The sequence below is a fragment of the Methylobacterium sp. CCH5-D2 genome (assembly GCF_001556475.1).
Taxonomy (GTDB): Bacteria; Pseudomonadota; Alphaproteobacteria; order Rhizobiales; family Beijerinckiaceae; genus Methylobacterium; species Methylobacterium hispanicum.
Map to the genome: position 1 here is coordinate 1 of NZ_LSIX01001148.1, position 8,140 is coordinate 8,140.

Here is an 8,140-nt window from a genome sequence, read left to right on the forward strand (position 1 = left end):
ATCGTGCCGATGTTGCAGTGCGGCTTGGTACGGCTGAACTTTTCCTTGCCCATAGCTTCCTGAATCCTACCGATTAAGGGCCGCGGCGCCCGGAGCGCCGGTTCTGGCGACCGTCGCGCGCGCCGGTCGTCGCCGCCCGCGCGAGCCTGGGGCCGGGCGAAAAGCGCGGATCGCTTAGAGGGAAGCCGTCCTTTGATCAAGGGCCACCAACCGGATGCCGCCCAGTCCGGTACCCGCGCGGTGCCGGACGGCGGCGGCACGGAACCGGCAAGCCAAGCCAAGCCAGGCCAAGCCGTGGTCGCCGCAGGACCAAGCGGAGCAGTTTTCGAGTAGTGTGGCGCCGCGGGCATAGTGAAGCTTCGGCGTCCGCTTTACCTCTGTTGTCAGCGAACATCGAACGATCAGGCCGCCACCCCATGATGAAGAAGCTCCTCCTCGCGAGCGCCGCCTCGGCCCTCGTCGCGGGCGCCGCCAGCGCCGCCGACCTGCCGCGCCGCGCCGAGCCGCCGCCGGTCTTCACGCCGGTCCCGGTCTTCACCTGGACGGGCTTCTACGCCGGCACCCACACCTCGTACGGCATCACCGAGAACGGCAACATCCGCACGCTGGGCAACAACGGCCCCGGTGCCGGCCCGCTGCTCGCGCCGAACCTCACCAACACCGTCGCCAACGTCGCCGGCGGCCGCCGCCCGGCCTCCTTCAGCACCGAGACCGACAAGATCGGCAAGATCGGCGGCGGCATCGGCTACAACTATCAGTTCACGCCGGGCTCGGGCCTCGTCGTCGGCGTCGAGGCCTCGTGGACCTGGACCGACCTCACCCGCGGCCGCTCCTTCGTCAGCGGCCTGAACGACGTGAGCACCTACCGCCAGAGCCTCGACTGGCTCGGCACCGTCACGGGCCGCGTCGGCTACGCCTTCGACCGGTTCCTCGTGTACGGGACCGGCGGCTTCGCCTACGGCAACGTGTTCTACGACGCGCAATTCCGCTCGAACAACGCGGCCGCCGGCTTCCCGCTGGCCTATGCGGGCCGCTACGACGACCTCGAGACCGGCTACGTCTACGGCGGCGGCGTCGAGTGGGCCATCCCGACCGACTCGTTCCTGAACTTCTTCAGCGTCGGCCGCTATCTCGGGCTCAAGGCCGACGTGACCCTGAAGGCCGAGTACCTGCGTTACGACCTCGGCAGCCGCAACGTGCTGGTCAGCAGCATCAACCCGGCCACCGGCGGCCAGTTCGTGCCGACCGCCAACGGTTCCTACACCTCGCGCTTCAACACCGAGGGTCAGCTGATCCGCGCCGGCTTCAACTACAAGTTCGGCAGCTACTGATCGACCCGGGCGGGACACCGCCCGCCGGGACGGATCATCGAGGGCGGGTGCCGGCGACGGCGCCCGCCCTTCGCATTTCAGGCCCTCGGCTGACGGACCGGTTCGTCGCCCTATCTCGCGGCGACGCCGCCGCGGGCGGCGCGATCCGGAGCCACGACCTGCCGATGACCGAGCGCCTGCGTCTCTACACCTCGCCGTCCGCCTTCCCGAACCCGCAGCGCGTGCGGCTCTTCATCCACGAGAAGGGCATCGCCGATCGCGTCGAGGAGGTGGTCTACGACATGGCGCCGGGCGGCCAGCAGCGGCAATGGCCGCATCTGAAGATGAACCCCTGGGGCGAGACCCCAACCCTGCTGCTCGCGGACGGGAGCTACCTCTCCGAGACCACCGGCATCGTGCGCTATCTCGACGCCGCCTTCGAGGGTCGCCGGATCACCGGCGCCGACGCCCGGGAGCAGGGGCTCGACGCGATGTGGGACAGCCGCATCTGGGTGCACATCCTCTACCGGATCACCACGATGTTCCACGTGCTGCACCAGGGACTCGGCCCGAAGCTCGAACTGACGCACAATCCGCAATGGGGCGAGCACTGCCGCAAGGAGGCGCTGGCCCACGCCGCGCTGGTCGATCGGCATCTCGCGGACGGGCGATCCTGGCTGCTCGGCGGAGCGGCGCCGACGCTGGCCGACATCACGCTCTGCACGGCGATTGCCTTCGGGAAATTCCCGGTCAACGCGACGCCGCTGGACGAGCGCTTCGAGCACCTCGACGCGTTCTGGAAGCGCTGGATGGCGCGCGACAGCTTCCGCAGCGCCTACGCGGACGGCGGCAGCGGCCTCGACGAGTTGGCCTCACTCAAGCGGTAAGGGGTGCCGGATTCGGCCGGGGGCGGGGCATCTTCTCGCGCATGGCCACGGGGCGAGGTCCCGGGGCCGAAGCCTCACGCGCCGACCGCGATGCGGTCGGGGCGGCGCTGGGGAGCCGGACGCGCGGTCTCGGGTGTGGCAGGGCGCAGCAGGTCGCCGAGGGACACGAACCCGTCGGCGTCCCCCTGCCCGGACCGGATGCCGAACCCCAGCGCGAAGGAACGGCCCAGGCCGGCGTCGCGCTCCAGGCCGAAGGCCTGCAGGGCAGCCAGGAAGGCTTCACGAAACAGGCTCGGACGGCACCAGCGCTTCTCGGCCATCTGCAAGGGCCAATCCCACAGCCCCTCCTCGCGACGCGCGGCGATGACCGAGCGTCCGATGAAGTAGCCGCTGGCGTGCTCCAGCCCGTCCTCGGACAGCGACCAGTCGTCGTTCCGGAAGGTCACGGCCGCGCCGGCATCGTTCATGGCTGGTCCCCTGCTCGCGTCCTTGCCGTGTTCCGCGGCCGGCAGGTTTTCAGGCCCGCGTATCGGCTGGAACATTCAAGGAACACTGGCCCGGAACGACACAGGGGTCAAGCCTTTGTTCTCATTGTGTTCGCGTTGGGCGGGGACGGCGCTGCCGCGGCGCTCACCGCCCCTTGCGGAACAGGGGGTGGTCGACCCGGTCGCCCGGGCGGATGCCGAGGCGCGCCGCGGTCCCGGCGTTGAGTTCGAGCACCGCCAGCACCGGCTCGCCCGAGAGGATCGTGGCGGTCGAGAGCGGCTCGGTGTCGGCGGCGACGCGGGCCACCGTGCCGTCGGCCCGGATGAACAGCATGTCGAGCGGCAGGTAGGTGTTCTTCATCCACATCGCGACCGGCTCGACCCGCTCGAAGTCGAACAGCATGCCGTGGTTCGGCGCCATGCTGCGCCGGAACATCAGGCCGCGGGCCCGCTCGGCGTCGTTGCGCATCACCTCGACGTCGAAACGCTGCGGGCCGCCCCGGGTCGCGATGGCCAAGGGCTCGGTGCGGGCCGCCTCCTGGGCGTGTGCGGAGACGGGAAGGGCCACGGGAACCGCCGCGGCGAGCGGCAGGGCGAGGGACGCGAGCGCCCGGAGGATGCGCAGCACGGGGACGGGACCTTCAGTGGGAGGCGGGAAGCGTGCCGTCCAACAACCGCACTTCGGCCGCCATGGCTCCCTTCGAGCCGTCGCCGAAGCGCACCAGCACCGTCTCGCCGGGCTTCAGCTCCGCGATGCCGTAGCGCCGGAGCGTCTCCATGTGCACGAAGATGTCCGGCGTGCCGTCCCCGCGCGAGAGGAAGCCGAAGCCGCGCAGGCGGTTGAACCACTTCACCACCGCCCGCTCCAGCCCGCTCGTCGGCACCACGGTGACGTGCGTGCGGGGCATCGGCAGCTCGGACGGGTGCAGCGCGCTCGACGCGTCGAGCGAGACGACCCGGAAGGCCTGCCAGCCGCGGGGGCGCTCCACAGCCTCGACGACGATGCGGGCCCCCTCGTTGGCCGTCTGGTGGCCGTCGCGGCGCAGGCAGGTGACGTGCAGCAGCACGTCCGGCGAGCCGTCGTCCGGCACGATGAAGCCGAAGCCCTTGGCGACGTCGAACCACTTGATGCGGCCGGAGACCTCGACGAGGTCGAGGGGCTGTTCGGGTGCCTCGCGCCGGGTCGCGTCCGCGATGTCGCCCACGGGCCTGGGGTCCCCCGACCCAAATCCGATCTCGTCAGACATCACGCGCTACCCACACCGAATCGCACATCGCGGTTCGCCCACAAGATTAACGAAGTCCTAGTGGCGCGGAAGCCCATTTGGCGGTCGGGTTGCCCGCCCGGGATGCAATCTTGGCCGTGTCGGCAGGCCTGCAACATCCGGCTTCGCGCCGCGCCGGCCCGGCGCAGGCCGATGCGACGGCGCGGGAATTTTCGGTCGGTGCGCCGCCGCGTCGCGGGTCGGACGGTCCCGGCCGGGGCGGGATCACGTTTCTGCGAGAGCCCGTCCGGCCGTCGCGGGGTGCGAAACCGGGCGCCGTGTTGCTATGGCCCCGCCATGCAGACGCCCCCGCCCGACCCCAGCCCCGATCCCGACCTGCGGGCAGCGCCCGACCTGCGGGCAGCGCCCGACCTGCGGGCAGCGCCCGACCTACGGGCAGCGCCCGACCGCCAGCGCCCGCGCGGACGCCTCGCGGTCATCGATGTCGCCCGCGGCGGCGCCCTCGCGGCGATGGCCGCCTACCACGCGACCTGGGACCTCGGGCACCTCCGGCTCACGCCGGAGAACCTGGCGCTGAGCCCCGGGGGCCGCGTCGCCGCCCACCTCATCGCGGGCGGTTTCCTGCTGCTCGTGGGCGTCGGCATGGTGCTGATGAACGGCGGCGGCATCCGCCCGCGTCCGACTCTGCTGCGGGCCGCCCGGATCGGCCTCGCGGCGCTGGCGATCACGCTGGCGACGTGGCTCGCCTTCCCGGACAGCTTCATCTTCTTCGGCGTCCTGCACTGCATCGCCGTATCGAGCCTGCTCGGGCTGCCGTTCCTGTTCGCGCCCGCCTGGGTGACGGCGCTCGCGGCGTCTCTGGTCGTGGCCGCGCCCCACCTCGTGCGGGCCGAGGTTCTCGACGCGCCGGCCCTGTTCTTCCTCGGCCTCGGGCAGGCGAGCCCGCGCACCAACGACTACGTGCCGCTCTTCCCCTGGTTCGGGATCGTGCTGGCGGGGATCGTGCTGGGGCGCCTCGGCCTGCCGCGCCTCGCCGCCTCGGGGCTCGGCGCGTGGCGACCCGCGGGGCGGATCGGGCGCTGGGCGGCCTTCGCCGGGCGCCACAGCCTCGCGGTCTACCTCGTGCACCAGCCGCTGCTGCTCGGTGCCCTGACCGGGGTGGCGATGCTCACGGGTCCGCATCCGCGGGCGGGCGAGCGGGCGTTCCGCCTCGACTACGCGCAGACCTGCACCCGCACCGGCGGCGAGCCCGGAGCCTGTCGGATCGCGGCCCGCTGCACCGGGAAGGCGCTCCGGCGCGAGGGGCTGTGGCAGGCGCAGGGGCGGCCGTTCACCGGCGAGGAGCGCCTGCGCGCGCAGACGCTGTCGCAGGCCTGCTACGAGGCCGCGGAGGGCACGCGGGGCGCGCCCTGAAGGGGCCCCGCGCCCTGGGCGCGCGCGGGGACCAGGGATCAGTCCTTGGCGCGCTCGACGTAGGAGCCGTCGGCGGTCATCACCACCACGCGGGTGCCGGCGGCGATGTGGGGCGGCACGGTGGTGCGCACGCCGTTCGAGAGCGTGGCCGGCTTGTAGGAGGAGGAGGCGGTCTGGCCCTTGAGCACCGGCTCGGTCTCGGCGACCTCGAGGGTCACGCGCTGGGGCAGCTCGATGGTCAACGGCGTCGCGTTGTGGATCGAGAGCATCACGGCCATGCCCTCCTGCAGGTAGGGGGCGGCGTCGCCGACCACGTCCTCGGGCACCGCGACCTGCTCGTAGTTCTCGGGGTTCATGAAGTGGAACCCCTCGCCGTCCTGGTACAGGAAGGTGTGCTCGCGGTCCTCCACGAAGGCGCGCTCGACCTGCTCGGTGGTGCGGTAGCGCTCCGAGACCTTCACGCCGTCGGTGATGCGGCGCATGTCGAGCTGCGTCACCGGCGTGCCCTTGCCGGGGTGGATGTTCTCGGCGAAGAGGATGACGTAGAGCTTGCCGTCCTTCTCGACGACGTTGCCCTTGCGGAGCGTTGAGGCGATCACCTTCACGGGATTGGTCCTAGATTTGACAAGGCGGGACGCGCGCGCCAAGCGCGGGGCGCGTTCGCCCGCCGGGGCCACGGCTGGCCCCGGCACTATCCTATCCGCAGCCGGCTTGCCAGCCGCCGCATCGCCAGCCGCCGGGCCCGAACCGTGCCGACAGCCCCCGACTCCCCCTGGTGGGCGCCCGCGCGCCACGCCGACCGCCGCCCGGCGCTCCTCCTGCGCAACCGGATCACGGAAGCGGTGCGGGCGCACTTCGCCGCCCGCGACTTCGTGGAGGTGGAGACCGCCTGCCTGCAGGTCTCGCCGGGCAACGAGGCCCATCTCTCGGCCTTCGCCACGCAGGCGATCGGCGCCGACGGGTCCCGCGCCACCCTCTACCTGCACACCTCGCCGGAATTCGCCTGCAAGAAGCTGCTGGCGGCGGGCGAGCCGCGCCCGTTCAGCCTCGCCCGCGTGTTCCGCAACCGCGAGCGGGGCCCGCTGCACCATCCCGAGTTCACGATGCTCGAGTGGTACCGGGCGGGCGAACCCTACACCGCGCTGATGGACGACTGCGCCGACCTGCTGCGGCTCGCCGCGCAGACCGCCGGAACGAGCCGCTTCGCCTGGCGCGGTCGCGACTGCGATCCCTTCGCCGAGCCGGAGCGGCTGAGCCTCGCCGAGGCCTTCGACCGGTATGCCGGCATCGACCTGCTGGCCACCGTCTCGGCCGGCGGCGAGACCGACCGCGACGGCCTCGCCGTCGCGGTGGCGCGAGCCGGCCTGCGGGTGGCAGAGGACGATTCCTGGGCGGATCTGTTCAGCCGCGTCCTCGTGGCGCGGGTCGAGCCCGAACTCGGTCTGGGTCGCCCGACCATCCTGTGCGCGTACCCGGTCAGCGAGGCGGCGCTCGCCCGCCCGTGCCCGGCCGACCCGCGGGTCGCCGAGCGTTTCGAGCTCTACTGTTGCGGCGTCGAGCTGGCGAACGCCTTCGGCGAACTGACGGATCCGGCCGAGCAGCGCCGCCGCTTCGCGGCCGAGATGGCGGTCAAGCAGGCCGTCTACGGCGAGACCTACCCGATCGACGAGGACTTCCTGGCCGCGCTCGCCGCGATGCCGGAGGCGTCCGGCGCCGCGCTCGGCTTCGACCGGCTGGTGATGCTGGCGGTCGGCGCCCGGCGGATCGAGGACGTCCTCTGGACCCCGGTCGCCGGATGAGCCGGCCGCTGCGCAGCCTCGACGACCTCGCCGCCGCGGGCCTCGTCGCGGCCGAGGACCTGCCCGGCCTTGCGGCGGTCGCCGCGCGCTACGCCGTCTCGCTCACCCCCGACGCGGCCGAGCTGATCGACCGCGCCGATCCGGCCGACCCGATCGCCCGCCAGTTCGTGCCGGCGCCTGAGGAGGCGGTGACCGCCCCGGAGGAGCGCGCCGACCCGATCGGCGACGGCGCCCACGCCCCCGTGCCCGGCATCGTCCACCGCTACCCGGACCGGGTGCTGCTCAAGCCGCTCCACGTCTGCCCGGTCTACTGCCGCTTCTGCTTCCGGCGCGAGATGGTGGGGCCGGACGGTCTGGGGACACTGAGCGAGGCGGAGCTCGAACGCGCGCTCGCCTACATCGCGGCGAACCCGGCGATCTGGGAGGTGGTGCTGACGGGGGGCGACCCCTTCGCGCTCTCGCCCCGCCGGCTCGGCGACATCGCCGGGCGGCTCGGGACGATCGCGCATGTGCGGGTGATGCGCGTCCACACCCGCGTGCCGGTGGTGAGCCCCGCCACGGTCACGGACGACCTCGTCCGGGGCCTGAAGCGGTTCGGGCGGGCGGTGTTCGTGGCGCTGCACGCCAATCACGCCCGCGAGTTCACCGAGAGCGCCCGCGCGGCCGTGGCGCGGCTGGTCGATGCCGGGATCCCGGTGGTGAGCCAGTCGGTGCTGCTGCGGGGCGTCAACGACGACCCGGCGAGCCTGGAGGCGCTGATGCGCGCCTTCGTGGAGAACCGGGTGAAGCCCTACTACCTGCACCACGGCGACCTCGCCCCCGGCACCGGCCACCTGCGCACGGAGATCGCCGAGGGGCAGGCGCTGATGCGGCACCTGCGCGGCCGCCTCTCGGGCCTCGCCCAGCCGACCTACGTGCTCGACATCCCCGGAGGCCACGGCAAGGTCCCGGTCGGGCCGGGCTACCTGCGGGAGGGGCCGGAGGGCATGCGGGTGACGGATCCGGACGGGCGGGAGCATC

9 protein-coding genes are annotated in these 8,140 nt (G+C 72.5%); 5 read left to right on the forward strand and 4 right to left on the reverse strand.

Annotated features, from left to right (window positions below):
* Positions 1-416 precede the first annotated feature (416 nt).
* Positions 417-1,331, forward strand: a complete 915-nt coding sequence (locus AX737_RS31190) for a porin family protein (RefSeq protein ID WP_066928049.1) — start codon at positions 417-419, stop codon at positions 1,329-1,331.
* A 164-nt stretch (positions 1,332-1,495) separates the two neighbouring features.
* Positions 1,496-2,197, forward strand: coding sequence for a glutathione S-transferase N-terminal domain-containing protein (locus tag AX737_RS31195; RefSeq protein ID WP_066928061.1), 702 nt, complete (start codon positions 1,496-1,498; stop codon positions 2,195-2,197).
* Between the two features lie 74 nt (positions 2,198-2,271).
* On the opposite strand, the gene AX737_RS31200 is transcribed toward AX737_RS31195, so the two are convergent.
* The 3 genes from AX737_RS31200 to AX737_RS31210 all read right to left on the reverse strand — a co-directional run bounded on the left by AX737_RS31200 (position 2,272) and on the right by AX737_RS31210 (position 3,929).
* On the reverse strand, positions 2,272-2,664 hold the full coding sequence (locus AX737_RS31200; protein WP_066928052.1) for a hypothetical protein: 393 nt from the start codon (positions 2,662-2,664) through the stop codon (positions 2,272-2,274).
* A 163-nt stretch (positions 2,665-2,827) separates the two neighbouring features.
* Positions 2,828-3,250, reverse strand: a complete 423-nt coding sequence (locus AX737_RS31205; protein WP_238230712.1) for a DUF192 domain-containing protein — start codon at positions 3,248-3,250, stop codon at positions 2,828-2,830.
* A 73-nt stretch (positions 3,251-3,323) separates the two neighbouring features.
* Positions 3,324-3,929, reverse strand: coding sequence for a cold-shock protein (locus AX737_RS31210; RefSeq protein WP_066928054.1), 606 nt, complete (start codon positions 3,927-3,929; stop codon positions 3,324-3,326).
* A gap of 315 nt (positions 3,930-4,244) precedes the next feature.
* Here AX737_RS31210 and AX737_RS31215 point away from each other — a divergent pair, with 315 nt between their 5' ends.
* Positions 4,245-5,321 carry a heparan-alpha-glucosaminide N-acetyltransferase gene (locus AX737_RS31215; protein WP_082773397.1) on the forward strand — a complete coding sequence of 359 codons (1,077 nt, stop codon included), beginning with the start codon at positions 4,245-4,247 and terminating at the stop codon, positions 5,319-5,321.
* Between the two features lie 38 nt (positions 5,322-5,359).
* Here the strand turns inward: AX737_RS31215 and efp are convergent, their stop codons facing one another.
* Entirely contained in the window at positions 5,360-5,926 is a 567-nt protein-coding gene (efp, locus tag AX737_RS31220) for an elongation factor P (protein ID WP_066928056.1), read from the reverse strand.
* A gap of 144 nt (positions 5,927-6,070) precedes the next feature.
* Here efp and epmA point away from each other — a divergent pair, with 144 nt between their 5' ends.
* Both epmA and AX737_RS31230 read left to right on the forward strand, forming a co-directional pair.
* Positions 6,071-7,120, forward strand: coding sequence for an EF-P lysine aminoacylase EpmA (gene epmA / locus AX737_RS31225; protein ID WP_066928058.1), 1,050 nt, complete (start codon positions 6,071-6,073; stop codon positions 7,118-7,120).
* A partial coding sequence (locus AX737_RS31230; RefSeq protein ID WP_066928059.1) for a lysine-2,3-aminomutase-like protein occupies positions 7,117-8,140 on the forward strand: 1,024 nt, incomplete at its 3' end. The genes epmA and AX737_RS31230, both read left to right, overlap by 4 nt.